Genomic DNA, 299 nt, shown 5'->3' on the forward strand with positions numbered 1-299 from the left:
AGCAATGATGACAAACTCATCATTTGATTGATGGCGTTTTTGAATCGCTTGTAACGCTGCACGCAATACGTTACTGTTAAACGCACCAGCAAGTCCACGTTCGGCAGTAATGACCAAATATGCCGTTTTCTTGACGGGACGTTTGACCAACATCGGATGGGATGCATCACTGCTACCAAGCGCAACGGATGCAGTAACTTCTTGGATTTTCTCCATATAAGGGACAAATGCCTTTGCGTTACCTTCAGCACGACTAATATTAGATGCCGCAACCATCTCCATCGCTTTCGTAATTTGGC

1 protein-coding gene is annotated in these 299 nt (G+C 45.2%); it reads right to left on the reverse strand.

The genetic code is table 11. The features are described 5' to 3' along the window. Positions 1-299: F0F1 ATP synthase subunit gamma (locus tag PZE06_RS28105; RefSeq protein ID WP_275792414.1), on the reverse strand; the 299-nt coding region annotated here is incomplete at both ends.

Origin of the sequence: Robertmurraya sp. DFI.2.37 (assembly GCF_029211245.1) — a bacterium.
In the GTDB taxonomy this organism is placed as follows: Bacteria; Bacillota; Bacilli; order Bacillales; family Cytobacillaceae; genus Robertmurraya; species Robertmurraya methanolica_A.